Raw genomic sequence first — 26,404 nt, forward strand, 5'->3', positions numbered from 1 at the left:
CCCGGTGATTGTCGCGGCCGCGCCGCTCGGCTAGGGGGCCGGTCTAGAGCCGCGTCGCGGTAAGACTCAAGTCTCTCGGGAGCATAGAAATGGCGGACGCTACGGCATCGGCGCGCGCGGAAATCTCACGGTTGCATCGGGCGCCCGAGCCCGAGGTGCTGGCACCCCTCCTGAAGGCCGCGAAGCTCAGCCCCGAATCGCGGCGGCGGGTGGAGAGCCGGGCGCTCGCCATGCTGGCCGAACTGAGGAGCACGCAGGCGTCGGGCTGGGTGAACCAGTTCCTTCAGGAATATCGCCTCAACACGTCGGAAGGCATCGCCCTCCTTTCGCTCGCCGAAGCGTTCCTCCGCGTGCCGGATCCGGAAACGGCGGACCAGCTGATCGCCGACAAGCTGGGCGACGCAGACTGGCGCGCCCATGCGGGAAAGTCGCACTCCACTTTGGTCAACTCGGCGACATGGGGACTGGTGATTGGCCGCGCCCTCGTCAGTGAAAGCGCCGAGGCGAGCGCGCTGAAGCGGCTGATCGCCCGGGCGGGCGAGCCTTTCGTCCGCCAGGCGGTCGGCGCGGCGATGCGCATGATGGGCGAGATCTTCGTGATGGGCCGCACCATCGAGGAAGCCATCGCTCGCATGAAGAAGCGCGAGAACAGGGGCTTCACCGCCAGCTTCGACATGCTCGGCGAAGCCGCGCGCACTTTCCCGGACGCCGAACGCTATTACCGCGCCTATGAGGACGCGATCCGGGCGGTGGGGAAGGTGAAGGAAGGCCACTCCATCTCGGTCAAGCTCTCCGCGCTCCATCCCCGCTACGAGGTCGCGCAATATGACCGCTGCGTCCCTTCGCTGATCGAGCAGGTCGAAGCACTGGCCACGCTCGCCAAGGATGTCGGCATCGCCTTCACCATCGACGCGGAGGAGACCGAGCGGCTGGAGATGAGCCTCGACATCATCGAGGCGGTGGCGGGCCTGCGGGCGCTCAAGGGCTGGGACGGGCTCGGCATGGCGATCCAGTCTTATGGCAAGCGCGCGCGGCCGACCATTGCCTGGGCCAATGCCGTGGGCGAGAAGACCGGCCGCCGCATCGCCGCGCGGCTGGTGAAGGGCGCCTATTGGGACAGCGAGATCAAGCACACACAGGAGCAGGGCTTAAGCGACTATCCGCTCTTCACCCGCAAGGCGGCAACGGACGTCTGCTATCTGGCCTGCGCGAAAGACATGCTGGTCGCGAAAAATATCTATCCCGCCTTCGCAACCCACAATGCGCTGACCGTCGCAACCGTGCTCGAATGGGCCGGCGACAGCCGCGACTTCGAGTTCCAGCGTCTCCACGGCATGGGCGAGGGTCTCTATGAAACCCTGGTCCGCGAGCAGGGCTACCACACCCGAATCTATGCCCCGGTCGGCGGTCACCGCGATCTTCTCGCCTATCTCGTCCGGCGGCTGCTGGAGAATGGCGCCAATTCCAGCTTCGTCCACCAGCTTGCCGACGAAAAGCTGACCGACGCCGACATCCTCGCCGATCCGGTGGCGAAGATAGCGGCGGTCGGTGGCACCCGGCATCCCGGTATTCCGCTCCCCGAAGATTTGTTCGCGCCCGAGCGTAAGAATAGCGAGGGCATCGACCTCAACGACCGCGAGGAGCTGGCGCGGGTGGCGAAGGCGGTGGCGCCGCCGCTCGATTTCGCGCCGATGTCCAGCCCGACGGCTGATGCACTCGTCACGCGCGCGCTGAAGGGCTTCGAGGATTGGTCGAAGCGGAGCGTCGAGGCGCGTGCCGCCTGCCTGGAGCGGCTGGCCGATCTGCTCGAGCGGGACCGCGACATGCTGATGCGGATCGCGGTGCAGGAGGCGAAGAAGACCATCCCCGACGCGCTTGCCGAGGTACGCGAGGCGGTCGATTTCTGCCGCTACTATGCGGCGCAGGCTCGCAAACACCTCCAGCCTGTGGAGCTGCCGGGGCCGACCGGCGAGCGCAACGTGCTGAGGATGGAGGGGCGGGGCGCCTGGGTGTGCATCGCGCCGTGGAACTTCCCGCTCGCCATCTTCCTCGGCCAGGTATCGGCGGCCTTGGCGGCGGGGAACAGCGTTATCGCCAAGCCCGCGTCACAGACCCCGGAGATCGCGGCTTGTGCGGTCGGCCTCGCCCATGACGCGGGTATTCCCGAAGACGTGCTGATCCTCGCCGCCGGCCGGCGGGATATGGGCCAGAAGCTGATGGAGGACGTGCGCATAGCCGGCGTCGCTTTTACCGGCTCGACCGCGACCGCCAAGACGATTGCCCGCACTCTGATCGCCGACGACGACCGCGACATCATTCCGCTGATCGCGGAGACGGGCGGCATCAACGCGATGATCGTCGACTCGACCGCCTTGCCCGAACAGGTCGTGCAGGATGTGATCACCTCCGCATTCCGTTCGGCCGGGCAGCGCTGTTCCGCGCTCAGGCTGCTGGTGCTCCAGGACGATATCGCCGAGCGGACGCTGGAGATGCTGTCGGGCGCAATGGACAGCCTGATCGTCGGCGACCCGGCCGATCCGCGCACCGATGTCGGCCCGGTCATCGACCAGCCCTCCTACGACAAGTTGATGGGGCGGCGCGAGGCGATGAAGGACCGTATTCTCAAGACAGTCCCGGTTCCTGAGGAGGGGCTGTTCGTTCCGCCCACCTTGATCCGCATCGACGCGATCGAGGAGCTGCGCCAGGAATGGTTCGGCCCCCTGCTGCATGTCACGACCTGGAAGGGCGGCGACCTTGCCGAGACGGTGCGGCGGGTCAATGCGTCGGGTTTCGGCCTCACTATGGGCCTTCACAGCCGCATCGCCCGCGCCGCAGAGACGGTCGAGGAGACCGGCACGGTCGGCAACCTCTACGTCAACCGCTCGATGATCGGCGCCATCGTCGGTTCGCAACCTTTCGGCGGCGAGGGCCAGTCGGGCACCGGACCCAAGGCCGGCGGCCCGCATTACCTTCCGCGCTTTTGTGCCGAGCGCGTGACTTCGACCGACACGACATCCTCGGGTGGCAATGCGACCTTACTTTCGCTCGACGATGTGGGGATCTGAATGTTGTGCCGGGGAACTATTCCTCGGTCGCCATCGGCTTAACGTCCGCATAAGGCATGACCATCCGGCCGTCCGGCGCCGCCGTGAAGGTCGTCTGGGTCGGGTACGCGAATTCGACGCCGAGTTCCTGGAAGCGGCGGAGCATGCCGAGCATGATCTGCTGCCGCGTACCCATGAACACGGCGTACTCGGCGGAATCGACATAGAAGACCAGCTCGAAATCTATCGACGACGCGCCGAACTGGAAGGCGTGGACTCGGTCGAAGGTCGCGAAGGGTTGGCTTTCGACGACCGCCTTTATCTCATCCGGTATGCGGGCGAGCAGATCGGGAGGCGTCTGATAGATGACGCCGAAGGCCATGACCGTGCGCCGTCTCTCCAGCAGGGCCCAGTTCTGGATCTTGGTGTTGAGAAGGTTCGCGTTCGATATCACCACCTCCTCTCCTCCAAGCGATCGGATGCGCGTGGTCTTGAGGCCGATATGCTCGACCGTGCCGGTAGTCTGGTCGAAAGTGATCGCATCGCCGCGGCGGAAGGGCCGATCGAAGATGATCGAAAGGGCGGCGAACAGATCGGAGAAGATGCCTTGCGCGGCCAAGCCGATGGCGATGCCGCCAATGCCAAGCCCCGCGATGAGGCCGGTGACGTTGACGCCGAGATTGTCGAGGATGAGGATGATCGCGATCGCGAACAGCGCGATCGTCACGAGCAGACGGATAATGCCGATCGCGGAACCCAGCGTGCTGCTTTCGTCCTCTGTACCGACGCGGTGCTGGATGAGGCCCAGAATGAGCTCGCGCGCCCAGATCGCCGCCTGAAATGCTGCCGATACGACAAACAGGAAATTGACCACCCGGGCGAGGAGCGCCGGCGTCTCGGTATTCTTTACCACCAGCGTGGCGGCGACCATGACGATGAAGAACAGGCTCGTCTTGGAGAGCACCCGGCCGAAGATGGTCCGCCATTTCTGATCGGCGGTGTTGTCGCCGATCAGGCGGTGGCCGAAGGCGCGCAGGCCCAGAAGGACAAGCGCGATGACCGCGGCGACGCCGGCGCCGATCAGGATGTCGACGCCGTTGTTCGTGATCCAGTGGGCGGTTTCGCCGACGAGATCGAGGCTCGCCTCGGACAGATTCTCCGCGGCGTCGGCGACGCTCGCGTTATTGGTATTAGACATCAAGCCGCCTTGGTTTCGGTTTCTGTTCTGGCGGCCTCGTTATCCAGAAATTCGATCAGGCCGCGCTCGGCGCTCGACAGATATTTGGTCGCGCGGGGGCATTGCAACCCTCCCACCGGATCGCGCGGGTTTTGCTTCACCGCTTCGACCAGGGCGGGATGGACATAGGATTTGCGGCTGATCGCCGGCGTGTTGCCCAGCGCCTCGGCGACAGGCTCCAGCATGTCTTTCAGGCTGATCCCGTCCTCCCCGGCGGCGCAGATCTGCTCGAAGGCGATCCGGCTGGCTCCCCAGGTGCGGAAATGCTTGGCGGTGAACTCCTCGCCCATCGCTTCGCGGATATAGGCGTTGACGTCGCCCGAGCCGACCGCGCGCTGATCGCCCTCCTCGTCGACGAACTGGAAGAGTTGCTGGCCGGGCAGGTCCTGGCAGCGCTTGACGAGGCGGGTCAGGTTTCGATCGGTGATGGAAAGCTCCTGCACTTTTCCGGACTTGCCCTGGAAACGCATCTTGACCGTCCCGCCCTTAACCTTGGCGTGGCGATCGCGCAGCGTGGTCGCGCCGAAGCTCTTGTTCTCCTTGGCGTAGCTTTCGTTGCCGATGCGGATGTGGCCGAGATCGAGCAGCCGCACGATAGCGGCGACCACGGTGTCGCGGTCGAGCTTGCGGCCGACCATGTCCTCCTCGACGCGGGCCCGCAACAGGGGAAGAGCACGCCCGAAATCGACGCAGCCGTCATATTTGGCGGCCTCCTGGCTGGCGCGAAATTCGGGATGATATCGATATTGCTTGCGCCCCCTGTCATCATAACCAATCGCCTGGATGTGGCCTTCGGGCGAAGGGCAGAACCAGGCGTCCTTATAGGCGGGGGGAAGGCCGACGCCGTTCAGCCGGTCGATCTCGTCGCGATCGGTGATGCGCTCGCCCTTGGCATCGAAATACTGCCAGTAGCGCCCCCGGCGCCTGCGTGTGATCCCGGGCAGGGCGTCATCGACATAGCAGAGCATGGAGGTGAAACTTTCCTTTCGTGACAGCGCGATAAATCCTCGCGCCGCCGCTTCGTTCCGGAACGGAGCGCGGGTGGCCTCCGTTGGTTCGGCGAATCCATTCCAGCAAAGGAGAAGCCGCCATGCCGAACATCTCGGACGCCAGGATCCTCATCATCGCCACCGACGGTTTCGAAGATTCGGAGTTGCTGGACCCGCGCCAGACGCTGATCGATCGCGGCGCACGGGTAACGCTCGCCTCGCTCGACACCCAGGAGATCACGGGCGACAAGGGCAAGGCAATCAGGCCGGACTGCGCGATCGATGCGGTCGACAGCAAGCAGTTCGACGCCCTGCTGCTCCCGGGCGGAACCAAGAATCCCGACAAGCTTCGGATGGAGGAGCAGGTCGTCTACATGGTGAAGAAGTTCGTCGATGCGGGAAAGCCCGTCGGCGCCATCTGCCACGGCCCGTGGCTGCTGGCCGAAGCCGACGTGATCCGCGGCCGCACCGTCACCAGCTGGCCCTCGATCCGCACCGATCTCAAGAATGCGGGCGCGGAGGTGATCGACAGAGAGGTCGCGACCGACGGCAACCTCGTCACCAGCCGCCAGCCCGCGGATATCCCCGCCTTCACCGAAGCTTTCATCAAGCTGGTCGAGACAGCCGAGGCGCCGCTGGAAACGGCCTGAGCCGTCAGGCCGACGCCGGCTCCGTGTCCGGCGCCGCAACCGGGGACTTCGTCCAGGGCCGCTGCGCCGTTTCGCGTGTTTTGCGGCTGATATAGGTGTCGAAGCCGATCTGGACCGCGATCAGCATGTAGACGAAGGGTTGCCATGCGATCCCGATGAACAGGCTGCCGACGAGATAGACGAGCTGCCCGTTCTGGAGCGCGGTGGCGAGAGGCGAGATCCAGCCGCGATCGCCCTCCGCCCCTCGATAGCGGCGACGGAGCACCTCCATCCGGACAAGGCCGATGCCGTGGATAAGGAGGAAGAGTATGAGGCCGGGGAAGCCCTGCTCGCCCAGCATTTCGAAATAGCTGCTGTGGTAGGCGCGGCCCTGGTCCGCGACCACGCTCCGGTCGATCACTTCGACCGCGCCGGTGGTTTCGCTCGATACGGTATTCACGCGCAGCGAATTCTGCCGATAGGCCTCGAAGCCGCCGCCGAGCGGGTTCTTCTTGGCATAGTCCCAGGTCCAGGCCCAGACGGCGAGGCGGGTGCTAGCGGAGGCGTCGGCCTCATAGGTCTGGATGGTGCTCATCCGGCCGGTGAAGCTTTGCGGCAGGAACGGAACGGCGATCGCGACGGCGAGCGCGACCATAGCCATGTAGGCGATCCGATTCCTCGCCTCGCGCAGCATCAGGACGGCAAGCGCCCCGGCGCAGACGAGGCCGGTGCGCGCCTCGGTGCCGACCGGGATCAGCAGGCACGCGAAAATGAGGGCATAGGCGAAGAGGCGCACCCGCCAGTCGCGCGGATAGACCGACCCGAAGCGCGCGAGCCAGAGGATGACGGGGATGATCGCGATGGCGACGGTGGCGATCGTGCTGCCTTCGTAGAGGCCGCTATTATTGTCGACCATCAGGTTGAGCGCGCCATAGCCGCCGCCGGACAGCATGGTCTTTATCCCGCCGACGATGACAATCGCGCCCGCCGACAGGATCATGAAGAGGAGGTAGGATTCGATGCGGAGCCTGGTGCGCAACGTGAGCGGCAGGAAAATCGCCCAGGCCATCGCCTTCCACACCCATTCCCATTTGAAGAGCGCGTCGGCGTAGAGGTCGGCGCGCAGCGTGGTCCAGCCGGCATAGGCGAGGAGGATCATCATCAGCCATTGCCGGCCCGTCACCTTGAAGTGCCGCTTGTCGTCGGCGATCAGCCAGCCGGCGAAGGCGAGGCCGGCGACGATCATCGAAACCGGGATGCTGTTCAGCAGATAGTAGGACAAGCGCTGCGGCGAGACGATGTCGACATAGGCATAAGCGAGCACGAACAGGAACGGCCGCTTGAAACCGAGCGCGAGCAGCGCCGCGAGGAAGCCGACGAGGGCGAGATCACGCACCGGAGCGGCCTTCGCTCTTGCGCACGATCCGGCGATCGGTGCTGGCGGGCGGAGCCTCGTCATCGTCGAGGTCCGGGCGGAAGATGAGGCGCCAGGCGGCGAGAAGCATCAGGCCGTGGGTCAGCGCGAGCGCGAAAAGGTCGATCATGCTGAGTATGCCCGCATCATCGCCCCCTCATAGACGGGCCCGGTTGACGCGCCGTTAAGCTTGTCGTGGCAGAGCGTGTCCCATGCGGATCCTCCATGTGCTCGACCACAGCCTGCCGCTCCACAGCGGCTATACCTTCCGCACCCGCGCGATCCTCAAGGCGCAGATGGCTCGGGGTTGGGAAGTCGCGTGCCTCACCGGCGCCAGGCACCAAGCGGCAAGCGCCGATCCCCAGACTGTCGACGGCATCGTCTTTCACCGCACGCCGCACCGGGCCGGCGGTCCGCCGCTCCTGCGCGAATGGCGGGAGGTGCGGGCGCTCGGTCGACGGCTCGATCAGCTGATGACGGAATGGAAACCCGACCAGCTGCACGTCCATTCGCCAGTGCTCAACGCCCTTGCGGCACAGGGCGTGGCGCGGCGGCGGGGCGTTCCGATGGTTTATGAGATACGCGCCTTCTGGGAAGACGCGGCGGTCGGCAACGGAACGGGACGCGAGGGTTCGCTCCGCTACCGGCTCAGCCGAGCCCTGGAAACCCGCGCGGCGCGTCGGGCCGATGCGGTCGCCGTCATCTGCGATGGCCTGCGCCGGGACCTCATCGCGCGCGGCGTCGCGGCGGACAAGGTCATCGTCGCGCCCAACGGCGTCGACCTGAACCTGTTCGGCCACCCGCCTGCGCCCGACCCCGATCTCGCGCGCAAGCTCGGCCTCGCCGATGCCGACGTGATCGGCTTCATCGGCTCCTTCTACGAATATGAAGGCCTGGACGACCTCATCGCCGCCATGCCGATTCTTCTGACGAAGCGACCCAATGCCCATCTCCTGCTCGTCGGCGGCGGGCCGATGGAGGAGGCGCTGAAGGCGCAGGCGGCACTTTCGGCCGCAGCGGACCGAATCCATTTCGTCGGCCGCGTGCCGCATGACGAGGTCGAGCGTTATTATGCGCTGATCGACATTCTCGCCTATCCGCGAAAGGCGATGCGGCTGACGGAGCTGGTGACGCCGCTGAAGCCGCTGGAGGCGATGGCGCAGAGGAAGCTTGTCGCGGCGTCCGACGTCGGCGGTCATCGCGAGCTGATCGAGCATGGCGTGACCGGCACCTTGTTTCCCGCCGGCGATCCCGCCGCGATCGCGGAGGCGCTGGACGGGCTGTTCGCCGACTGGGACGGCTGGGAGGCGCGCCGCGATGTCGCGCGGCGGTTCGTGGAGCAGGAGCGTAACTGGTCGTCAAACATTGCCCGCTACATTCCGGTTTACCAAAGGCTGACGGGCAAGGCGCTGTGACGACGGAGAGAATCATATTGAAGCGGGGTGGAAGCTCCGTGCTCGACATGCCGATGGCGGCATTGGCGGCTCTGTCGGTGGCGTTTGTCGCCTATGCGATGCCGGACCCGCTCTTCGCGGATGCCGTCGCGGCCAGCGGACTGCCTTCGCTGCTGCCCGCCGCACAGCCGCCGCTCGGCACGACAGCGCGCCTTGCCGTGGTGGCTCCGGCCGCGATCGTCGCCTTTCTCCTCACTTGGGCAGTGCTGCGCGCGCTGGGTAAAGGGTCCTCGCCCGTCCGCCGGGAGCAGGACGTGGAGGAGGCGGGAATGCCGCCGCTCCGCCTCCGCCGCGCCGACGTCCATCCGGACGCGCCCTTGCGCCGGCCGCTGGTCGCCGGGTTGGAATTAGGCGAACCGATGCCGGCCGAAGATGCGGGAGAATGGGAGCGCCCGGTTCCCGCCGACGCGGCCCTCGACGGGGAATGGCTCGCTCCGCCCCAGGAGGATGCGACGGATGATGAAGTCGACGCACCTTCGGTCCTGCCGCCGATGGACCTTGAGGAGCCGACCATCGCCCATCTCATGCAGCGGCTGGAACGGGGCCTTTCGCGCCGTCAGCAACCTAGCGAGCCCGCTGTTGCCGAGGCGGGCGAGCTTGTCCCGGAGCCCGTGATGGACGACCGCCTTCAAAGCGCGCTCGACGACTTGAGGAGGATGGCCCGCGGCGCCTGAGCCGCATCAGCCGTCCTCCACGGTCAGCGCTTCGAGCCTGATCCTGATTCGCGGCGCGCCGTCCGGACGAGTGGACCGCTCTTCCGACACCAGGGCGATATCCGCCAGGACATGACCGCGCAGCCGGAATTCGGTCGTCTCCAGATGGGCAAGGAAGGCGGAGGCCGCGCCGTCCGCGCCTTCGCCGTCGAGCCGCAGCGCGATCTCGTGGCGCGCTCCGGTGAAGGTCACGCTGGCCCAGCCCCGGCTGACGATCTCCTCGAAGATGACGGCGTCAAAGTTCACGAACGTCACGCGTATCGCCCGCAGCAATGTGGTAGTCGCGTCGTTGGTCAGTGGCTGCACGCGCCCCTCCCTTCCTCGCTGGCATCGAGATAGGCGGCGATGCGGGCGGCGGTCACCGGACGCGGCTCGCGGCCGTTGCGCATGTCGAAGACCAGGCGCGGATCCCGAAGCGCATGCCGACCGAAGGTGGTGGGCGCCGTGCCGCTGCGCCTCAGATAGCGTTCGACCCGTCTCAGCAGATGCATGTGCGACTCCTTTCGACTCGCTCTTGTTCCTGATATGTTCATGGTCGAAGGAGAATTCCTACTTGTCTAGGATAAATCCTATCTGTAGGATAAAAAAATGGACGCGCGCACACATCTGGAGCGGCTGATCAGGGAGCGGGGCGAGGATTATGCCGGCCTGTCGCGGCTGATCGGGCGGAACGCGGCCTACGTGCAGCAATATATCAAGCGCGGCATCCCGAGACGGCTGGCCGAGGAGGACCGGCGGCTGCTGGCCCGCTATTTCGAAGTGCCGGAGGAATGGCTCGGCGGCCCGCCCGCGGCGCTCGAGCTGACGGAAAGTCATGTCGTCGTGCCGCAGCTCGATGTCGGCGCCAGCGCCGGGCCGGGCGCTCTTCCCGATCGGGAGCGGCCGCGCGCCCACATCGCCTTCGATGCCGGGTGGCTCCGCCGCCTGGGAGCGGGGGACTTTCGGAAGCTCTCGACGATCAGGGTCGAGGGAGATTCGATGGCGCCCACCCTGGCCGACGGCGACGAGATACTGGTCGATCGGAGCGACGCCGGCGAGCGCGTCCGCGACGGCATCTATGTCTTGCGGATGGACGAAGCGCTGATCGTGAAGAGGCTGTCCGTGAACCCGGCGGCGCGCAGCGTCTCGATCAGGAGCGACAATGAGGTCTATCCGGGCTGGCCGGATTGCCCGCTGAACGCGATCGACTTGGTCGGCCGGGTCGTCTGGGCTGGCCGCCGGATCGGGTGACGGCTAGCGCCGCCGGTCCCGCCACCAGAGGAACAGCGCCAGCCCGGCGCCGGCCGCCAGTCCCAGCAGGAATCCAGCGCTCGCCTGGCCGACGATGACGCCGCCCACGGCGCCCAGGAGGACGCCCGTCGCGATGAGAAAGCCGCCGGCCTTGGCGGCGGTGCTTCTGTCCTTAGTCATGGCTCTCCATCGCACGGCCCCCTTTACCGCGCCAGATGTTGCCGCCGGCCGATGTTGGTGAACGGATCGTTGAGCAAAGCGGTGCGGCATTTTGAAAGGCGGCGCCGGTACAATCCGTTGCGTGATGAGTATTGCGTAAGGGCGGTCCACTTTGCGACACCAGGTTCATGTTGCCGATCGCGCCGCCTTCATCGAGGCAAGCGACCTGATCGCCGAATTCGGAGAGCTGGCCGCGATCGAGGCCGCCAACCGCGCGGACCGGAGCCGATCCCTCGGCAACGTCATTCATTTCTGTCACTGGCGCCATGTCGAACGGACCATCGAGATGCTCCGTGGCGAAGACGTGACGGGCACGATTCACTAACCGTCAGACCGGGGTATTCGGTGCTGGCGGAGCGGTTCCGCGCCCGCTAGATTTACCAGATGTTGCAAGTCGCTGCGGGGCGGCGTGTGGCGGCCGCCCTGGCTGCTGCTGTCCTTAGTCTTTGTCATGGCCACGCCCTCGCGCAGGACGACCCAGACCCCTATGGCGAGCTCGACGCGCCGCTGGATCCCTCGGCGCCGCTCGCGCCGATGCCCGATCTCGGCGTCCCCTGGCCGGAGATGGAGGAGGAGACCGGCGAGGATATCGCCGACGCGCCTGACACCAACATCGCCGAGGCAGGCGGCGAGCGAACCTACAGCATCGGCGTCGAGGGCCTGGAAGGCGTGGATGCCGAGGGGCTGCTCGCCCAGTTCGATGAGCTGTCGACCCTGGAGGAGAATCGCGACGATCCTGCCAACGCCGCCCAGATCGACCGGCGCGCGCGCGAGGATGCGGAGCTGCTGGCCGAGTTGCTGAGGGCCTATGGCTATTATGACGCGCTCGTCCGTACGCGGGTCGAGGCAACGGAAACGGCCGGCCGGATAGCGGTGACGCTGGAGGTGGAGCCGGGGCCGCAATATCATTTCGCCGACGTGAGGCTGCCGGGGATCGAGGCGGCGGGCGAGGACGCGGCGGCGCTGCGCGAAGCCTTCGGCGTGGAAGAGGGCGCGCCTGTGAATGCGGCCCAGGTGACGGCGGGCGAGGCGGCGCTGAACCTTGAACTCGGCCGGCGCGGCTACGCCTTCGCCGAAGTCGGCGAGCTCGATATCATTGTCGATCACGATACCCGCACGGCGACTCTGGTATTGCCGGTCGAGCCCAGGGGCGAGCGCCAGTTCGGCCGGATCATTGTCGAGGGCCAGCCGCTGTTCAGCGCGCGCCACATCGAGCGGATCGCCCGCTTCGAGCCGGGCGACGATTTCGAAGCACCGCTGCTCGACGATCTGAGGCGCGCCCTGATCGCGACCGGGCTCGTCTCGGCGGTCACCATCCGTCCGATCGACGATCCGGGCAGCCGCACCGTCGATATCGCCGTCGGTCTGGAACCGGCGCCGATGCGGACCGTCGCGGGGGCGGCGGGCTACGGCACCGGCGAGGGCGTGCGCTTCGAGCTCAGCTGGCAGCACCGCAACCTCATCAAGCCCGAAGGCGCGGTCACCTTCAGGGGCGTGGCAGGGACGAAGGAACAGCTCGTCTCGGCCACGCTCCGGCGCAACAACTTCATCGAGCGCGACCAGGTGCTGACCGCGCAGATCGCCGCCAGCCACGTCGAGCGCGACGCCTATGAGGCGAACACCTTCCTCGTCGGCGCCGGCATCGAGCGGCAGACCAACATCATCTGGCAGAAGAAATGGACGTGGTCGGTGGGCGCGGACCTGATCGCCACCGACGAGCGCGACGTCGATATCGACAGCGGCATGACGCGGCGCCGGACCTTCTTCATCGCCGCGCTGCCGGCGACGCTCTCCTATGACGGCTCGAACGACCTGCTCGACCCGACCGAGGGGTTCCGCCTGTCCGGCCGCTTCTCGCCCGAGGCGTCGCTGCAGAGCGGCACCTTCTTCTATTCGCGGGCCCAGATCGACGGCAGCTTCTATCAGCCCGTGTCCGACACGGTGACGATCGCCGGCCGAACCCGGCTAGGCACGATTTTCGGCGCCGCCCGCGACCGGATCGCCCCATCGCGGCGCTTCTATGCCGGCGGCGGCGGGTCGGTGCGCGGCTACGGCTTCCAGCGGCTGGGTCCGCGCGACCCGGTCTTCGACGACCCGATCGGAGGGCGAAGCCTCGCCGAGTTCGCGCTGGAGGCGCGGGTAAGAGTCGGCGATTTCGGCATCGTGCCGTTCCTCGATGCCGGCAACATTTATGAATCGTCGCTTCCGAAGCTCGACGATCTCCGCTTCGGAGCCGGGCTCGGCGTTCGGTATCACACCAGTTTCGGTCCGATCCGTGTCGATGTCGGCACGCCGCTCAACCGGCGCAGCGGCGACCCGCGCGTCGCCGTCTACGTCTCGCTCGGACAGGCCTTCTGATGGCGACCGAAGCGATCGCCGAATCCTCGGCCGAGGCACCGCGCATCCGGCGGAGACGGTGGCTTTCGGGCGGCGCCAAGGCGGTCGTCGGCGTGCTCGTGGCCCTGCTCGTCGCCTTGGCCGCGATGGTCGCCTTCCTCGACACCGACGCGGGGCATCGCTTCCTTTCCGACCGGATCGCGGAGTTCGCTCCCTCCTCCGGCCTCAAGATCCGGATCGGACGGATCGAAGGCTCTATCTGGGGCGACACGCGGCTGCGCGACGTGCGCGTCTATGATCCGCAGGGCCTGTTCGCCGAATCACCGCTGATCGTAATGGACTGGAAGCCGGCGGGATGGCTGGCCAACCGCCTGATCGTCAATGAGCTGACGTCGGAGCTCGTCATCGTCCATCGCCTGCCCAAGCTGCTTCCCAGCAAGGAGCCGAGGCCGATCCTCCCCGATTTCGACATCCGCATCGGGCGCCTGCAGATTGATCAGCTTCGCTTCGAGGAAGGGGTGACGGGGGAGCGGCGGGTGGCGCGCGTCTCGGGCGAGGCGGACATTCGCTCCGGCCGGGCCCTGGTCGAGTTGAAGGCGACGGTGCCGGACGGCGGCGATGAGCTCAGTTTCCTGATCGACGCCGAGCCCGACCGCGATCATTTCGACATCGACGCCCATGTCGCCACCCCGGCGAATAGCGTCATCGGCGCGATCGTCGGTACCAAGCGGCCGATCCGGCTTGAAATCCATGGCGACGGAAGCTGGAGCCAGTGGGCGGGGACGGCGCGGCTCAACCTTTCCGGACGCCGCGCGGCCGACCTCGCGCTCCGGGTGCGGGAGGGCCGTTACAGCCTGTCCGGCTGGCTGGCGCCGTCGCCGTTCCTCAAGGGCAAGCAGGCACGGCTGACGGCGCCGCGCGTGCTCCTGAACGCCGCCGCGACCCTGGAGGACCGGCGGCTGGACGGGACGCTGTCGCTCCGCTCCTCCGCGATTCGGATCGAGAGCCGGGGCATTATCGACCTCGCCACCAGCAGCTTCGACGACGTCCGCATCGCCGCCGATCTTCTTCGGCCTCCCGCCTTGTTCCCCAATATGAGCGGCCGGCGGGTGCGGATGACCGCGCTTTTCAACGGACCGTTCCGAAGCGCCAATTTCGCCTATCGCATCACCTCGCCGCGTGTCGCCTTCGACGACACCGGCTTTGAGGATGTCCGCGCGGAGGGGCGGGGCCAGCTTTCCGATGAGCCGGTCAGCGTGCCCGTGGTGGTCACGGCGAGGCGGGTGACGGGGGTCGGCGACGTCGCCGGCGGAATCCTGAGAAATCTGCGGGTGCAGGGCGTGCTCAAGGTGACGAAGCGGCGGCTGACGGGGGAGGGGCTGACGCTCACGTCGGACAAGTTGAAGGGCAAGCTCAGCCTGTTCGTCGACCTCGTCAACGGCGACTATGAGGTGATCCTATCGGGCGGACTGACCCGCTATCTCATCCCCGGGCTCGGCATCGTCGACGTCACCAGCGAGCTGAAGGTCGTCGAAGGGCCGGGCGGGCGCGGAACGCTCGTCACCGGCAAGGGCCGCGCCTGGGTGCGGCGGTTCGACAACAAATTCCTCGCCGGTCTCGCTGGCGGGCTGCCCGAGATCAAGACCGACCTGGTGCGCGGACCGGACAAGATCCTTCATTTTCGCAACCTGAGGCTGACGGCGCCGTCGATCCGCATCACCGGCAACGGCTATCGGCGGCGCGACGGCAGTTTCTGGTTCGAAGGCGCGGGCGAACAGGCCGAATATGGGCCGTTCGCGATGACGCTCGACGGACGGATCGAGCGGCCGAAGCTGGCGATCAGGCTGGAGCGGCCCAACGACGCGCTCGGCCTCGCCGACGTGCTGCTCGATCTCGACCCGACCGACCAGGGCTTCGCCTATCGCGCCGAGGGGATGTCGCATCTGGGGCCGTTCACCTCGCGCGGCGCGATCCTGCTGCCCAAGGGCCGGCCGGCGGTGATCCAGGTGGCGGCGATCGATGTATCGGGCACATCGGCCTCAGGCACCTTGCGCTCCGATCCGGGCGGATTCAGCGGGCGGCTGGACGTCGCCGGCGGCGGGCTGGACGGGGCGCTACTGTTGAGCCCGGTCGGCTCGGTGCAGCGGATCGAGGCCCATCTGACGGCGCGCGACGCCCGCTTAGCAGGCCCGCCCCCCCTCGCCATCCGGCGCGGCAAGATCGACGGCGTCATCCTCCTTAATCCGGGAGCGACGTCGATCGAAGGGACACTGACGGCGAGCGGCCTCAGCCGGGGTCCGTTGTCGCTCGCCAGGATCACGGCCGAGGCGAGCCTGCGCGGCGGCAGCGGGCGGATACGCGCCGATATCGCCGGCACGCGCGGGCGCGACTTCGTTTTCCGGACCGTCGCCGACGTGGCGCCCGACCGCATCCGGCTGAGCGGCGAAGGCACGGTCGACCGGCGGCCGATCGAGCTCACCGCGCCCGCCACCTTCACCCGGGAGGGGGATGCCTGGCGGCTGGCACCGACCGCGCTCACTTTTGCCGGCGGCAGCGCGTCGGTTTCCGGCCTGTTCGGGCCGAACGATACTCAGTTCAACGCGAAGATGGAGCGGATGCCGCTCACCGTGCTCGATATCGCCTGGCCCAGGCTCGGGCTGGGCGGCATCGCCTCGGGCACGCTCGGCTATCGCTCGCCGCGTGGCGGCGTCGCCCCCACCGGCGACGTCAACCTGCGCATCCGGGGACTTACCCGCTCGGGCCTCGTGCTGTCGTCCCTGCCGGTGGATGTCGGCCTGGTGGCCCGGCTCGACGGGCGGAGCGCCGCGATGCGGGCGGTGGCGGTGAGCGAGGGAAAGACGATTGGCCGGGCCCAGGCGCGGCTCTCGCCGATAGGGACCAGCGGCGACATCGGCGACCGGCTCTCGAGCGCGCCGCTTTTCGCTCAGCTTCGCTATAACGGCCCGGCGGACACATTGTGGCGGCTGACCGGGCTGGAGCTGCTCGATTTCAGCGGACCGGTCGCGATCGGCGCCGACGCGCGCGGGACGCTGGACAATCCCCGGATCAGCGGCTCGCTCAGGACCGAGCGGGCGCGGCTGGAAAGCGCCGTCACCGGCACCGTAATCGAGAATGTCAGGGCGGAGGGCCGTTTCGGCGGCTCGCGGCTGGTCGTCGAGCGCTTCGCCGGCACGACCAAGGACGGTGGCCGCGTGTCCGGCCGCGGCGCGTTCGACTTGTCCGCCACGCGCGGGGTCGGCATGGATGTGGCGATCGAGGCGCAGACGGCGCAGCTCATCGACCGCGACGATATCAAGGCGCGGGTGACCGGCCCCATCACCATTCGCTCGGATGGCTCGGGAGGGACAATCGCTGGCGACGTCGAGCTGGTCAGCGGCAGCTTCAAGCTCGGCAGCGCGACCGCGGCGGCTCAGGTGCCGCGGCTCGACGTGACCGAGGTCAACCGGCCAGCCGACGAAGCGCTTCCGCCCGAGCCGGAGCTGCCGTGGCGGCTGGACGTCGACGTCCGCGCCGACAATCGTCTCACGGTCACCGGTCTCGGCATGAACAGCGAATGGAGCGCCGACCTGGCCCTCGGCGGCACCATCACCCAGCCGCGCATCACCGGCCGCGCCGACCTCCTCCGCGGCGGCTACGATTTCGCCGGACGTCGCTTCGACCTGGAACGCGGCACGATCCGCTTCCAGGGCGAGACCCCCATCAATCCGCTGCTCGACATTGTCGCGGAGGGCGGCGTGCAGGGCCTCAACGCCACCATCCGGGTGACGGGGCGCGGCCAGAAACCGGAAATCGCCTTCACCAGCACGCCGGCCCTGCCGCAGGACGAGCTTCTGAGCCGGCTGCTGTTCGGCACGTCGATCACCAACTTGTCCGCGCCGGAGGCTCTCCAACTCGCGTCGGCCGTGGCGTCGCTCAACGAAAGCGGCGGTGGGCTTGATCCGATCAACGCGGTGCGCGCCGCCACCGGCCTCGATCGCCTCCGAATTCTGCCGGGCGATATCTCCACCGGCCAGGGCACGTCGATCGCGGCCGGCAAATATATCGGCCGCCGCGTCTATGTGGAGGTCATCACCGACGGCCGCGGTTACTCGGCGACCCAGGTCGAGTATCAGATCACCCGCTGGCTTTCGCTCCTCTCCAGCATCTCGACCATCGGTCGGGAGAGCATCAATGTGCGGGTGTCGAAGGATTATTGACCGCCCGAAGCGTTGACTCTGCGGGTCGTTCGAGTAAAGGCCGCCGCAGCAGGGCGGGGCTTAGGCCTCGTCTTTTGAGTTTTGGGGTTTGGGCGGCGCCCCGTTTCACCGCCTGGCTCGGAGTACCTTGAACGGCTCCGGGACGAACGTGAAGGAAATACCATGCGTCATCGCGTCGGCGGCCGTAAGCTGCAGCGTACCTCCAGCCATCGCGCGGCCCTGTTCCGCAACATGGCCGCGGCCCTCATCAAGCATGAGCAGATCACCACCACGACGGCCAAGGCGAAGGAGCTTCGTCCCTATGTCGAGAAGCTGATCACGCTCGCCAAGAAGGGCGGCCTCTCCAACCGCCGCCTCGCCCATGCCCGCTTGCTGGACGACACGCAGCTGAAGAAGCTGTTCGACGTGCTGGCCGATCGCTACGCGGACCGCAACGGCGGCTATACCCGCATCATCAAGGCCGGCATTCGCGCCTCCGACGCCGCGCCGATCGCGATCATCGAGCTGGTCGACCGCGACATGGACGCCAAGGGCCAGGATTCGGGCCCGGTCATGACCGACGAGGAAGAGTTCGAGGCGGCCTGAGCCCGCTTCGATCGGCAATCATGAGAGGGCCGCCTTCGGGTGGCCCTTTTCGTTGGCTATTGCCGCGTCACGCGGACGACGTTGCCGCGGTCGCTGGTGAAGGTGCGGGTTTCGCCGGGGCGGAAGGGGGCCGGATAGGGCCAGCATTCGCGCGGCGCGCCGGTCCAGTAGAAGCAGAGGTTGCGGTTCACGACTTCCCAGCGGCCGGTGACGACGCTTTCGCCGAAGGCGGCGCGGACGGTGCCGTCGCCCTGGAACAGGAGATGGGTAGTCTGACCCCGCGCGGTTTCCATCCGCAGCGTCTCTCCCGCCAGCCCGCCTCCACCGCCGCCCAGGCCCAGGGTCGCGCAGCCGGCCAGCGTCAATGAGCCGCACAGGAAGGCGGTGAGGAGAGTGGTGCGCATCTTCATCGTTCCTTTCGCCTGCCAGAGCGCTCCGGAGCGGTAACGGTTCCGTATGGCTGCCAACCGGCACGCGAGCGGCTAAGGAAAGGCGATGCGTGTCTGGATGAGGCGCCTTGGCGTCATGCTGTTGTTCCTCGGCGTCGCGATCTGCTTCGCGCCGACCCTGGTGCCGCCCTTCCTCGACCGGGTCTATTATGACGGGCCGACGAGCGGCCATTATGACGGTGAGCGCTTCTTCAACCTCGGCGGCACGGCGGCGGCGGTGGAGGCGCATGAGCGGGGGCGGTTCGACTTCCTTTTCCGCAGCTGGATGGGCGCGGGAGCCGAATGGCCGGAGCGGATCGCGGTGACACCGACGGTGCCGCCCCGCCGGGTGGCGGGCGGGGCGATGCGCGTCACCTGGATCGGCCATTCGACGGTGCTGGTGCAAACGCGCGGCCTCAACATCCTTACCGACCCTGTCTGGTCGGAACGGGTATCGCCCTTCTCCTTCATCGGGCCGGAGCGGGTGCGGGCGCCGGGCGTGGCCTTCGACGACCTGCCGCCGATCGACCTCGTGCTCCTCAGCCACAATCATTACGACCATATGGACCTGGCGACGCTGAAGCGTCTCCGGGAACGGGATCGGCCGCTTATTGTCACCAGCCTCGGCAACGACACCATACTGAAGGGCGAGGGGATAGGCGCCAGGTCACTGGACTGGGGCGAGCGGATACAGGTGACCGCGGACATCGACGTCGTGGTCGAGCGAAACCATCATTGGAGCTCGCGCTGGGGCACGGACCAGAACCGCGCCCTGTGGTCGGCCTTCACCATGCGCCTGCCGGGCGGAAACATCTTCTTCGCCGGCGACACCGGCTGGGGCGATGGAAGATGGGTCAGGGAAGCGGCGGCGCGCGGCCCGATCCGGCTCGCGCTGCTGCCGATCGGCGCCTATGAGCCGCGCAGCTTCATGGAAGTGAATCACGTCAATCCCGAGGAGGCCATGCGGATCTTCGCGATGCTGGACCCGGCGATGGCGCTCGGCATCCATTGGGGCACCTTCCAGCTGACCTGGGAACCTATCGACGAACCTGTGCGGCGTCTGGAGGCACTGGACAAGACGAGGGGGGTCGCGCGTTTCGTGACGGTGGAGGTGGGCGAGAGCTTCGCGGTGCCGGCGCTCTAATCCGCCCGATCTCGCGGCTCACCGACGACACTGAAGGCGCCGATTCTTTCTTCCCGGCTCGTCAGCGTTTCGCATCGCGCGTCCAGCGCCCGGTAGGCATCGCCCGCCCGCACCTGGAAAGCCTCGAAATCCGCTTCCGACCGCCATCGGTCTAGCGTCATGTAGTGCTCGCCTCCATCCACCAGCAGCTCGGTCCCGATAAAGCCACCGGCCGTGCCGAACAGCTGCGCCCAATCGCCCCCGGGGCCGTAAGCCTGCTCGAAGGATTCACGGTGCGCGTCGGCCACTTCGTACCGCCAGACGATCACGAACTGGCCGCTGCCCGCCTCAGCCGACACAATCGCCGACGCGTTCGCCGGTGGTGCGGGCTTTGACCGTCATGGTCATGCCGCCCGGAAGGCCGCTCGTCTCCATGTCCATCGTCATGTCGTAGCTCTCGTCGCTGTAGGTGCCGTCCATCTTCATCACCATCGTGCCGGGCAGCTGGCCGCCGGTGCAGGTCATCGTGCCTACCATGCGGCCGCCCTCCATCGACCAATCCTGATAGGTGCAGTTGCTGTTCTTCTGGACGGCGAGGAAATTGGCATTGGGCTGGGCGGCCTGCTCGGGCGTGATGCAGTTGTTGACCGTGCTCTTCTGGCCGACCATTTGCGCCAGCGCTTCCTCGGGCACGCCGGGCGCGCTGGCGGAGATGATCTCGTTAGTGGCTTCCCACTGGCCCGGCTGGATCTTCATCTCGGAGAGCTGCTCGGCCACTTCTTCGGCGGACATGTCCTCACCTTCGCCCTTGGGCTCGTCGAACAAGTTGCAGGCGGCGAGGGGAAGCAGGGCGGCGAGGCTGAGGACGGCTATTCTCATCTGATGAACTCCTGAGGCCAATTACTGGGCCGCGGCCGAGGCGGCGGCGGGATCGAGAAGGTCGAGCACGGCGACGGTCATCGCCTCGGTGCCGAGGCGAACGGAGGGCTCGGGCTCGATCTTGAAGAAGGGCGAATGGTGGGACGGAACGGGCGGCCCGCCATTCTTGGCCGCATCGATATCGGCCTGCGGCGTGCCGCCGACCGCGAAATAGGCGCCGGGAACGCCGAGCTCAGGCTGGACGAAATAGGCGAAATCCTCCGCGCCCATGCCTTCGCGCGGCTCGTAATGGAGCACGTCCTTGCCGAAAGCGCCCTGGAACGCTTCCCGCATGCGGGTGGTGAGCTCGGGGTCGTTCATCGTCGCCGGCGTGGATTCGTGGCTGACCTTGACCTCCGGCAGCTTGTCCTCGGGAAGACCATTCATCCGGCCGACATTGACCGCGATCCGCTTGATGCCTTCGAGCAGTGTCTGCCGCGTCTCCTCATCGTCCGAGCGAACGGTGAGCTGCATTTCGGCGCGGTCGGAAATGATGTTGTGCTTGAGACCCGAATGGAAGGCGCCGACCGTGACGACGCCGGGCTTGAGCGGCGCGATCTCGCGGCTGACCAGGGTCTGGAGCGCCATGATGATCTCGGCGCCCATGACGATCGGATCCTTGCCCATATGCGGGCTGGCGCCGTGTGCACCGACGCCGTGGATGACGATGTCGACGCTGTCGGACGAAGAGGCATTGAGGCCCGGCTCCATGATCAGCTTGCCGGTGGGCGTGCCCGCCGAGACGTGGAAGGCGAGGGCGTAATCGGGCTTGGGAAAGCGGGTGTAGAGGCCGTCCTCCAGCATTTTCCGGGCGCCGCCGATCCGCTCCTCGGCGGGCTGGGCGATGAAGACGACCGTGCCCTTCCAGCGGTCCTTCATCGTGGCGAGGCGGCGGGCGGTTCCGACCAACGAGGTGATATGCACGTCGTGGCCGCAGGCGTGCATCACCGGCATCTCCTTACCCTCGATGTCGACCTGGGTGACCGTCGCGGCATAGGGAAGGCCGCTCGCCTCCTTGACCGGAAGTCCGTCCATGTCGGCGCGGACCAAAACGGTCGGGCCCTCGCCATTCTTCATGATGCCGACGACCCCGGTGCCGCCGACACCCTCGGTCACCGTCGCGCCGGCCGCGCGCAGCTCCTTGGCGATGATGCCGGCCGTGCGCTTCTCGACGTAGCTCAGCTCGGGATTTTTGTGAAAGTCGATGAAGAGCGCTTCCAGGTGCTGGTCGTAATCGGTCTTCACCTCGTCCGCGAAATCGGGCGCGGCAAACGCAGGCGCCGCGAGAAGGGTGAGGCCGAGAAGAGCTGCCTTCAGACGCATTCGAGAATCCCCCAAATATGGTTTTGGGGACGGTAGCGCTCGCCGCGCGTCCTGACCATATGCGTTTCGGTCAGGCGTTCACGCATTCACCTATGCGCCGACCGGTCATCCTGGCCGAGATGCTGACGTCGCCGTAGCTGCCGAAATAGGTGTCGGCGCTCGCGCCGGCTTCGATGCTGTCGGCGGTGAACTTGCCGTCGATCGTCCGCATCACCTGGCCGCCGAGATCGGGCGACGTGCAAGCCAGCGATGCGTTGATCCGGCCGCGCGACATATAGAAGTTCTTATATTCGCACGTCTCGCCCTCGATCCCGGCGAACAGGGTCGCATCGGGCTTTTCGGCGTCGGCTGCCGCCAGGCAGTGGCTGAACGTCGTGCTGGAGCCGACGGATCGCTCGATCGCCTGCTCGCCGTTGTCGGTCGCGACAAGCCGAGTGATTTCCCTCGTGATTTCCCATTGGCCGGGCTGCAGCGCCGTGGCGATTTCGACTTTCGGAGCTTCCTGCTCGCTTCCCGTGGCGTTGGAACAGGCGGCGGTGACAAGCAGTGGAATGAGCGCGAGCCTACGCATCGGCAATCTCCCCCTCTTCTTCTTGTCCGGGCAAGGTAGCGCGGATTGGCCGCCATGACCATATGGGTGCCATGGCCATCCAGATTCGCACCGGTCTCGACGAGCCGGAGACCGGAAAAGAATTCGTCCCCCACCGCCCGCAGCGCCCCGAAAAGGCGGAAGGGGGCAAGCGCTTCAAGATCGTGTCGGACTATTCGCCCGCCGGTGATCAGCCGACGGCGATCGCCGAGATTGTCGAGCAGATGCGCGCCGGCGAGCAGACGCAGGTGCTGCTCGGCGTCACCGGCTCGGGCAAGACCTTCACCATGGCCAAGGTGATCGAGGAGCTGCAGCGCCCCGCGCTCGTCCTCGCACCCAACAAGATCCTCGCCGCCCAGCTCTACGGCGAGTTCAAGAGCTTCTTCCCCGAAAACGCCGTCGAATATTTCGTGAGCTATTACGACTATTACCAGCCCGAGGCCTACGTTCCGCGCTCGGACACCTACATCGAGAAGGAAAGCTCGGTGAACGAGGCGATCGACCGGATGCGCCACTCGGCCACCCGGTCCTTGCTGGAGCGCGACGACGTCATCATCGTCGCCTCGGTCTCCTGCATCTACGGCATCGGCTCGGTCGAGACCTACTCGGCGATGGTCTTCGGCCTGAAGAAGGGCGAGACGGTCGATCAGCGCGATATCATCAGGAAGCTCGTCGCGCTGCAGTACAAGCGCAACGACCAGGCCTTCGCGCGCGGCAATTTCCGGGTGCGCGGCGACAATCTGGAGATCTTCCCGTCGCATTATGAGGACACCGCCTGGCGGATCAATTTCTTCGGCGACGAAGTGGAGGAGATCGTCGAGTTCGATCCCCTGACCGGCAAGAAGGTCGCCAGCCTCGATTATGTCCGCGTGTTCGCGAACAGCCATTATGTGACCCCCGGACCGACGCTCAAGCAGGCGATGGAGGCGATCAAGCACGAGCTCGCCGAGCGGCTGAAGGAGCTTCAGGCCGAGGGAAAGCTGTTGGAAGCGCAGCGGCTGGAGCAGCGCACCCATTTCGACCTGGAGATGATCGCCGCCACAGGCTCATGCGCCGGCATCGAGAATTACAGCCGGTTCCTCACCGGCCGCCTGCCCGGCGAGCCGCCGCCGACCCTGTTCGAATATTTGCCGGAGAATGCGCTGCTGTTCGTCGATGAAAGCCACCAGACCGTGCCGCAGATCGGCGCGATGGCGCGGGGCGACCACCGGCGGAAGATCACGCTCGCCGAATACGGCTTCCGGCTGCCGAGCTGCATCGACAACCGGCCGCTGCGGTTCAACGAATGGAATGCGATGCGTCCGCAATCGGTAGCGGTATCGGCGACGCCCGGACCGTGGGAGATGGAGCAGACGGGCGGCGTCTTCTCCGAGCAGGTCATCCGCCCGACCGGCCTCATCGATCCGCCGGTCGAGATCAAGCCGGTCGAGGACCAGGTCGACGACCTCATTTTCGAGGCCCGGAAGACGGCGAAGAAAGGGTATCGGACGCTTGTCACGACGCTCACGAAGCGGATGGCGGAGGATCTGACCGAGTTCCTGCACGAAGCTGGGCTCCGGGTGCGATACATGCACAGCGACGTCGAGACGCTGGAGCGGATCGAGCTGATCCGCGACCTGCGGCTGGGGGTCTACGACGTGCTCGTCGGCATCAACCTGCTGCGCGAAGGGCTCGACATCCCCGAGTGCGGCCTGGTCGCGATCCTCGATGCCGACAAGGAGGGCTTCCTGCGCTCCGAAACCTCCCTCATCCAGACCATCGGCCGCGCGGCGCGCAACGTCGAGGGTCGCGTTATCCTCTACGCCGATCGTGTCACCGGCTCGATGGAACGGGCGCTTCGCGAAACCGATCGTCGCCGCGAGAAGCAGCACGAATATAATGAGGCGCACGGCATCACGCCGACCACGATCAAGCGCAACATCGCCGACGTGCTGGCCGATGTTTCCCAGCGCGACAGCGTCGTCATCGACACTGGCGACGAGGACGTGCCCCACCTCGTCGGCCACAATCTGCGCGCCTATATCGAGGATCTGGAACGGCGCATGCGCAAGGCGGCGGGCGATCTCGAATTCGAGGAGGCCGGCCGCCTCCGCGACGAAATCCGCCGCCTCGAGGCCGACGAGCTCGGCATTCCCGATCGCGAGAAGAGGGCGCCTCTCATGGGCCGCTCCAACGAAGGCAAGCCGGGAACGAGGAAGACGCGCTACGGTAAACAGAAGCAGATCAGGATGGGAGGGCGAAGGCGGTGATCGCCCGCGCGCCTCGCTGGGCCCTCTCGGGTCTAGCGCTGCTTCTTGGCCTTTCGATTGTCTTGGTCGCCAATGCCGCGACCGATTTGATCTTGGGAAAGCCGTTGGTCGCGGACGGCGCGCTCGGATCGATAAATGCACCAGACGTTGCGATCATACATTTTGTGGCCGCGTCTCTCCCGATGCTGGTGCTGGGGTTGTTTGGTCCGCGTTCGCGGACGCTTTGGGGCGCGGCGATCCTTCTGACCGCAGCATTCTGGGCATATGCGACATTCCAGATTTGGCAGGATTCGCTGACCCGCTTTGCGGGCGGCGCCAACATTGGGCTGGGCCTCATCATGATCGCCTCGCCGTTTATCGTACTGGCCGCGCTCGCCATGATCGGAACGATTGAAGCGCGTAGGCGAAGAGGGCGTTGACACTGGAACCCGCACAGTCGCGGCCGGTTGGTGCGGGTATGATCCGAAAGCTGACATCCGGCGAATATCGGCTCTATTCGCGCAAGAAGGATCCCAAGACCGGGAAGCGCCGCAACCTCGGCACGTTCGCGACGCGCACGGCTGCCGAGAAGCATGAGCGCGAAGTGCAATATTTCAAACGGCACTGAGGGCGCGCGATGGCCAGGGAGAAATGGTCTCAGGACGTCACCGAGCATTCCGATGCGCTCGATCTGGAAGAAGACGTCTTCACCCTGGACGACCCGAAGAAAATCGCCGCGTCGCTGAAACGCTCGGCGGAGCGGAGCAAGCGGCGTAAGGGCACGCCCTATCAGTCGGCGATGTCGATGCTGACATTCTACATCAACCGGGCGGGCGACAATCTACCGGCCGAGCGCCGGAAGGTGCTCGAAGCGGCCAAGGACGAGCTGCGCGCGGCGTTCGGGCGCGACTGAGACGGGCGGGTTGCCTTGCGAGCCGATTCCGGCTTTTGAGGAGGGCGCGTTCACCATCCATTGTTTCGAGGAGACCTTCATGCCCCGCCTCGCCGCCCTCTCGGCCCTTCTGGTCCTCGCCGCCTGCGCGGAGAGTGAGCCGCCCGATGTGTCGCCGGCCGAAGACGACGGCGCCTACAACATGATCGATCCGGTCACCGCCGAGGTTGCCCAGGATGCGGGGCCGGCGATCGGGGACTGGACGCGGACGATGCAGGAGGAACAGCCGGCGCTGGCCTTCGGCCCCGCCGGGGCGGAGCCGCTGTTCAGCCTGCGCTGCGACGATCGCGAGGGAATCCTGCTCAACCGGCATGGCGTGGTGGAAGCCGGTACGACGGGGATGATGACGCTGGTCCTTGGCGCGAACCCGCATCGCCTGGCGGTCAATCCGGTCGAAGGACCGCTGCCGATGCTCCGCGCGGCGGTGCCCGCGAACGATCCGCTGCTCGCCGCGATCGCCGCGCACCAGGGACCGCTGGAACTGGTGGTCGGCGACGGGCCGTCACTCGTGCTGCCGCCAAGCCCGACGATCAGGGAATTCATCGGGGAATGCGCGAGCGGCGACGTGTCGCCGATCACCGCGCCCGACACCGGGACGGAGAATGTCGCCAATGCCGCGGCTTCCGAAGAGGAAATGCCCTGACGGCGCCTTGGATCGAAAGCGCGGCTGTCGTGTTGATCCGGGGCAAGAGAGCGGAGCGGTTCGAATGATGTCCATGCGTATCCTGTTGATGTTCGGCGCCCTCGCGGCTGCCGGCTGCGTGCCGAGGGCGGC

At 66.6% G+C, this 26,404-nt stretch carries 27 protein-coding genes; 15 read left to right on the forward strand and 12 right to left on the reverse strand.

Going from position 1 to position 26,404, the window contains the following annotated elements:
- Positions 1-89: 89 nt before the first annotated feature.
- On the forward strand, positions 90-3,065 hold the full coding sequence (locus VIR62_RS07585; protein ID WP_431870084.1) for an L-glutamate gamma-semialdehyde dehydrogenase: 2,976 nt from the start codon (positions 90-92) through the stop codon (positions 3,063-3,065).
- Between the two features lie 16 nt (positions 3,066-3,081).
- On the opposite strand, the gene VIR62_RS07590 is transcribed toward VIR62_RS07585, so the two are convergent.
- Both VIR62_RS07590 and VIR62_RS07595 read right to left on the reverse strand, forming a co-directional pair.
- Positions 3,082-4,242: a mechanosensitive ion channel family protein gene (locus VIR62_RS07590; RefSeq protein ID WP_431870085.1), complete on the reverse strand. Its 1,161-nt coding sequence runs from the start codon at positions 4,240-4,242 to the stop codon at positions 3,082-3,084.
- A complete protein-coding gene (locus VIR62_RS07595) occupies positions 4,242-5,249 on the reverse strand; it encodes a DNA topoisomerase IB (RefSeq protein ID WP_431870087.1) in 1,008 nt (335 codons plus the stop codon). The genes VIR62_RS07590 and VIR62_RS07595 overlap by 1 nt, the downstream gene beginning before the upstream one ends.
- A 122-nt stretch (positions 5,250-5,371) precedes the next feature.
- On the opposite strand from VIR62_RS07595, the gene VIR62_RS07600 reads away from it, so the two are divergent.
- Complete coding sequence (locus tag VIR62_RS07600) at positions 5,372-5,920, forward strand: type 1 glutamine amidotransferase domain-containing protein (RefSeq protein ID WP_431870089.1); 549 nt, start codon at positions 5,372-5,374, stop codon at positions 5,918-5,920.
- Between the two features lie 4 nt (positions 5,921-5,924).
- On the opposite strand, the gene VIR62_RS07605 is transcribed toward VIR62_RS07600, so the two are convergent.
- Together VIR62_RS07605 and VIR62_RS07610 are read right to left on the reverse strand one after the other, a co-directional pair.
- The gene (locus tag VIR62_RS07605; protein WP_431870090.1) at positions 5,925-7,295 is read right to left on the reverse strand and encodes a putative O-glycosylation ligase, exosortase A system-associated; all 1,371 of its coding nucleotides are present in this window, start codon (positions 7,293-7,295) and stop codon (positions 5,925-5,927) included.
- Positions 7,288-7,443: a hypothetical protein gene (locus VIR62_RS07610; protein ID WP_431870092.1), complete on the reverse strand. Its 156-nt coding sequence runs from the start codon at positions 7,441-7,443 to the stop codon at positions 7,288-7,290. Before VIR62_RS07610 ends, VIR62_RS07605 begins: the two co-directional genes overlap by 8 nt.
- Before the next feature lie 82 nt (positions 7,444-7,525).
- Between VIR62_RS07610 and VIR62_RS07615 the strand changes: the two genes are divergently transcribed.
- Positions 7,526-8,728 (forward strand): TIGR04063 family PEP-CTERM/XrtA system glycosyltransferase, encoded by a 1,203-nt coding sequence (locus tag VIR62_RS07615; protein WP_431870094.1) that lies wholly within the window; start codon positions 7,526-7,528, stop codon positions 8,726-8,728.
- Positions 8,725-9,441 carry a hypothetical protein gene (locus VIR62_RS07620; RefSeq protein WP_431870096.1) on the forward strand — a complete coding sequence of 239 codons (717 nt, stop codon included), beginning with the start codon at positions 8,725-8,727 and terminating at the stop codon, positions 9,439-9,441. The genes VIR62_RS07615 and VIR62_RS07620 overlap by 4 nt, the downstream gene beginning before the upstream one ends.
- Before the next feature lie 6 nt (positions 9,442-9,447).
- On the opposite strand, the gene VIR62_RS07625 is transcribed toward VIR62_RS07620, so the two are convergent.
- On the reverse strand, positions 9,448-9,786 hold the full coding sequence (locus VIR62_RS07625; protein ID WP_431870098.1) for a hypothetical protein: 339 nt from the start codon (positions 9,784-9,786) through the stop codon (positions 9,448-9,450).
- On the reverse strand, positions 9,774-9,971 hold the full coding sequence (locus VIR62_RS07630; protein ID WP_431870099.1) for a hypothetical protein: 198 nt from the start codon (positions 9,969-9,971) through the stop codon (positions 9,774-9,776). Before VIR62_RS07630 ends, VIR62_RS07625 begins: the two co-directional genes overlap by 13 nt.
- 97 nt (positions 9,972-10,068) lie before the next feature.
- On the opposite strand from VIR62_RS07630, the gene VIR62_RS07635 reads away from it, so the two are divergent.
- Entirely contained in the window at positions 10,069-10,710 is a 642-nt protein-coding gene (locus tag VIR62_RS07635) for a S24 family peptidase (protein WP_431870101.1), read from the forward strand.
- Between the two features lie 3 nt (positions 10,711-10,713).
- Here VIR62_RS07635 and VIR62_RS07640 read toward each other — a convergent pair whose 3' ends face one another.
- A complete protein-coding gene (locus VIR62_RS07640) occupies positions 10,714-10,890 on the reverse strand; it encodes a hypothetical protein (protein WP_431870103.1) in 177 nt (58 codons plus the stop codon).
- A gap of 151 nt (positions 10,891-11,041) precedes the next feature.
- Here VIR62_RS07640 and VIR62_RS07645 point away from each other — a divergent pair, with 151 nt between their 5' ends.
- From VIR62_RS07645 to rplQ, 4 genes are all read left to right on the forward strand, one after another.
- Positions 11,042-11,254, forward strand: a complete 213-nt coding sequence (locus tag VIR62_RS07645) for a hypothetical protein (protein WP_431870105.1) — start codon at positions 11,042-11,044, stop codon at positions 11,252-11,254.
- Between the two features lie 59 nt (positions 11,255-11,313).
- Positions 11,314-13,287, forward strand: coding sequence for an autotransporter assembly complex protein TamA (locus VIR62_RS07650; protein WP_431870106.1), 1,974 nt, complete (start codon positions 11,314-11,316; stop codon positions 13,285-13,287).
- Positions 13,287-17,483: a translocation/assembly module TamB domain-containing protein gene (locus VIR62_RS07655; protein WP_431870108.1), complete on the forward strand. Its 4,197-nt coding sequence runs from the start codon at positions 13,287-13,289 to the stop codon at positions 17,481-17,483. The genes VIR62_RS07650 and VIR62_RS07655 overlap by 1 nt, the downstream gene beginning before the upstream one ends.
- Positions 17,484-17,645: 162 nt before the next feature.
- Positions 17,646-18,068 carry a 50S ribosomal protein L17 gene (gene rplQ / locus VIR62_RS07660; RefSeq protein WP_431870110.1) on the forward strand — a complete coding sequence of 141 codons (423 nt, stop codon included), beginning with the start codon at positions 17,646-17,648 and terminating at the stop codon, positions 18,066-18,068.
- 56 nt (positions 18,069-18,124) lie between these two features.
- Here the strand turns inward: rplQ and VIR62_RS07665 are convergent, their stop codons facing one another.
- Positions 18,125-18,472, reverse strand: a complete 348-nt coding sequence (locus VIR62_RS07665) for a hypothetical protein (RefSeq protein ID WP_431870112.1) — start codon at positions 18,470-18,472, stop codon at positions 18,125-18,127.
- A 91-nt stretch (positions 18,473-18,563) separates the two neighbouring features.
- Between VIR62_RS07665 and VIR62_RS07670 the strand changes: the two genes are divergently transcribed.
- The gene (locus VIR62_RS07670) at positions 18,564-19,640 is read left to right on the forward strand and encodes an MBL fold metallo-hydrolase (RefSeq protein WP_431870113.1); all 1,077 of its coding nucleotides are present in this window, start codon (positions 18,564-18,566) and stop codon (positions 19,638-19,640) included.
- Here the strand turns inward: VIR62_RS07670 and VIR62_RS07675 are convergent.
- The 4 genes from VIR62_RS07675 to VIR62_RS07690 form a co-directional block, all read right to left on the reverse strand.
- Positions 19,637-19,978, reverse strand: a complete 342-nt coding sequence (locus VIR62_RS07675) for an antibiotic biosynthesis monooxygenase family protein (protein ID WP_431870115.1) — start codon at positions 19,976-19,978, stop codon at positions 19,637-19,639. The genes VIR62_RS07670 and VIR62_RS07675 overlap by 4 nt on opposite strands.
- Positions 19,968-20,498, reverse strand: a complete 531-nt coding sequence (locus tag VIR62_RS07680; protein WP_431870117.1) for a DUF3617 domain-containing protein — start codon at positions 20,496-20,498, stop codon at positions 19,968-19,970. Before VIR62_RS07680 ends, VIR62_RS07675 begins: the two co-directional genes overlap by 11 nt.
- Positions 20,499-20,519: 21 nt before the next feature.
- Positions 20,520-21,860, reverse strand: a complete 1,341-nt coding sequence (locus tag VIR62_RS07685; protein WP_431870119.1) for an amidohydrolase — start codon at positions 21,858-21,860, stop codon at positions 20,520-20,522.
- A 70-nt stretch (positions 21,861-21,930) separates the two neighbouring features.
- On the reverse strand, positions 21,931-22,431 hold the full coding sequence (locus VIR62_RS07690) for a DUF3617 domain-containing protein (RefSeq protein WP_431870120.1): 501 nt from the start codon (positions 22,429-22,431) through the stop codon (positions 21,931-21,933).
- A gap of 71 nt (positions 22,432-22,502) precedes the next feature.
- Here VIR62_RS07690 and uvrB point away from each other — a divergent pair, with 71 nt between their 5' ends.
- The 5 genes from uvrB (at position 22,503) to VIR62_RS07715 (ending at position 26,272) form a co-directional block, all read left to right on the forward strand.
- Entirely contained in the window at positions 22,503-24,698 is a 2,196-nt protein-coding gene (gene uvrB / locus VIR62_RS07695; protein ID WP_431870122.1) for an excinuclease ABC subunit UvrB, read from the forward strand.
- On the forward strand, positions 24,695-25,117 hold the full coding sequence (locus tag VIR62_RS07700; RefSeq protein ID WP_431870123.1) for a hypothetical protein: 423 nt from the start codon (positions 24,695-24,697) through the stop codon (positions 25,115-25,117). Before uvrB ends, VIR62_RS07700 begins: the two co-directional genes overlap by 4 nt.
- A 38-nt stretch (positions 25,118-25,155) precedes the next feature.
- Positions 25,156-25,305 (forward strand): hypothetical protein, encoded by a 150-nt coding sequence (locus tag VIR62_RS07705; protein ID WP_431870125.1) that lies wholly within the window; start codon positions 25,156-25,158, stop codon positions 25,303-25,305.
- Positions 25,306-25,314: 9 nt separating this feature from the next.
- Complete coding sequence (locus VIR62_RS07710; RefSeq protein WP_431870126.1) at positions 25,315-25,590, forward strand: DUF3175 domain-containing protein; 276 nt, start codon at positions 25,315-25,317, stop codon at positions 25,588-25,590.
- A gap of 79 nt (positions 25,591-25,669) precedes the next feature.
- Complete coding sequence (locus VIR62_RS07715; RefSeq protein ID WP_431870128.1) at positions 25,670-26,272, forward strand: hypothetical protein; 603 nt, start codon at positions 25,670-25,672, stop codon at positions 26,270-26,272.
- Positions 26,273-26,404 lie beyond the last annotated feature (132 nt).

The organism is Allosphingosinicella sp. (assembly GCF_036570505.1).
Taxonomy (GTDB): Bacteria; Pseudomonadota; Alphaproteobacteria; order Sphingomonadales; family Sphingomonadaceae; genus Allosphingosinicella.

Bases quoted from the DNA above. Each gene is read 5' to 3' on its own strand.
- VIR62_RS07705 (WP_431870125.1), top strand. From the start codon at position 25,156: ATGATCCGAAAGCTGACATCCGGCGAATATCGGCTCTATTCGCGCAAG.
- VIR62_RS07665 (WP_431870112.1), bottom strand. From the start codon at position 18,472: ATGCGCACCACTCTCCTCACCGCCTTCCTGTGCGGCTCATTGACGCTG.
- VIR62_RS07670 (WP_431870113.1), top strand. From the start codon at position 18,564: ATGCGTGTCTGGATGAGGCGCCTTGGCGTCATGCTGTTGTTCCTCGGC.
- VIR62_RS07690 (WP_431870120.1), bottom strand. From the start codon at position 22,431: ATGCGTAGGCTCGCGCTCATTCCACTGCTTGTCACCGCCGCCTGTTCC.
- VIR62_RS07615 (WP_431870094.1), top strand. From the start codon at position 7,526: ATGCGGATCCTCCATGTGCTCGACCACAGCCTGCCGCTCCACAGCGGC.
- VIR62_RS07715 (WP_431870128.1), top strand. From the start codon at position 25,670: ATGCCCCGCCTCGCCGCCCTCTCGGCCCTTCTGGTCCTCGCCGCCTGC.
- VIR62_RS07650 (WP_431870106.1), top strand. From the start codon at position 11,314: ATGTTGCAAGTCGCTGCGGGGCGGCGTGTGGCGGCCGCCCTGGCTGCT.
- VIR62_RS07685 (WP_431870119.1), bottom strand. From the start codon at position 21,860: ATGCGTCTGAAGGCAGCTCTTCTCGGCCTCACCCTTCTCGCGGCGCCT.
- VIR62_RS07600 (WP_431870089.1), top strand. From the start codon at position 5,372: ATGCCGAACATCTCGGACGCCAGGATCCTCATCATCGCCACCGACGGT.
- VIR62_RS07640 (WP_431870103.1), bottom strand. From the start codon at position 10,890: ATGACTAAGGACAGAAGCACCGCCGCCAAGGCCGGCGGCTTTCTCATC.
- VIR62_RS07680 (WP_431870117.1), bottom strand. From the start codon at position 20,498: ATGAGAATAGCCGTCCTCAGCCTCGCCGCCCTGCTTCCCCTCGCCGCC.
- VIR62_RS07635 (WP_431870101.1), top strand. From the start codon at position 10,069: ATGGACGCGCGCACACATCTGGAGCGGCTGATCAGGGAGCGGGGCGAG.
- VIR62_RS07655 (WP_431870108.1), top strand. From the start codon at position 13,287: ATGGCGACCGAAGCGATCGCCGAATCCTCGGCCGAGGCACCGCGCATC.
- VIR62_RS07595 (WP_431870087.1), bottom strand. From the start codon at position 5,249: ATGCTCTGCTATGTCGATGACGCCCTGCCCGGGATCACACGCAGGCGC.
- VIR62_RS07710 (WP_431870126.1), top strand. From the start codon at position 25,315: ATGGCCAGGGAGAAATGGTCTCAGGACGTCACCGAGCATTCCGATGCG.
- VIR62_RS07590 (WP_431870085.1), bottom strand. From the start codon at position 4,242: ATGTCTAATACCAATAACGCGAGCGTCGCCGACGCCGCGGAGAATCTG.
- VIR62_RS07630 (WP_431870099.1), bottom strand. From the start codon at position 9,971: ATGCATCTGCTGAGACGGGTCGAACGCTATCTGAGGCGCAGCGGCACG.
- VIR62_RS07610 (WP_431870092.1), bottom strand. From the start codon at position 7,443: ATGATCGACCTTTTCGCGCTCGCGCTGACCCACGGCCTGATGCTTCTC.
- uvrB (WP_431870122.1), top strand. From the start codon at position 22,503: ATGGCCATCCAGATTCGCACCGGTCTCGACGAGCCGGAGACCGGAAAA.
- rplQ (WP_431870110.1), top strand. From the start codon at position 17,646: ATGCGTCATCGCGTCGGCGGCCGTAAGCTGCAGCGTACCTCCAGCCAT.
- VIR62_RS07585 (WP_431870084.1), top strand. From the start codon at position 90: ATGGCGGACGCTACGGCATCGGCGCGCGCGGAAATCTCACGGTTGCAT.